This is a genomic window from Streptosporangium amethystogenes (assembly GCF_000721075.1).
Taxonomy (GTDB): Bacteria; Actinomycetota; Actinomycetes; order Streptosporangiales; family Streptosporangiaceae; genus Streptosporangium; species Streptosporangium amethystogenes.
In genome coordinates, this window is record NZ_JOEQ01000212.1 from 1 (window position 1) to 237 (window position 237).

Sequence of the window (237 nt, forward strand, 5' to 3'; positions counted from 1 at the left end):
CAGCGGCAAGGCCCTGGACGTCTACAACCTGGCCACCAACGACGGCGCCCGCATCACCCAGTGGACCCGCAACAACGGCAACCAGCAGCAGTGGCAGTTCGTCGACAGCGGCGGCGGCTACTACCGCATCAAGTCCCGCCACTCCGGCAAGGTCCTCGACGTCTACAACTTCTCGACCGCCAACGGCGGCTCGATCGTCCAGTGGGCCGACGGCAACGGCACCAACCAGCAGTGGCG

Annotated in this window: 1 protein-coding gene; it reads left to right on the forward strand. The window is 66.7% G+C overall.

Annotated elements, in window-relative coordinates; genetic code table 11:
• The coding region (locus IG98_RS46440; protein WP_037973183.1) for an RICIN domain-containing protein at window positions 1–237 on the forward strand (237 nt) is incomplete at both ends.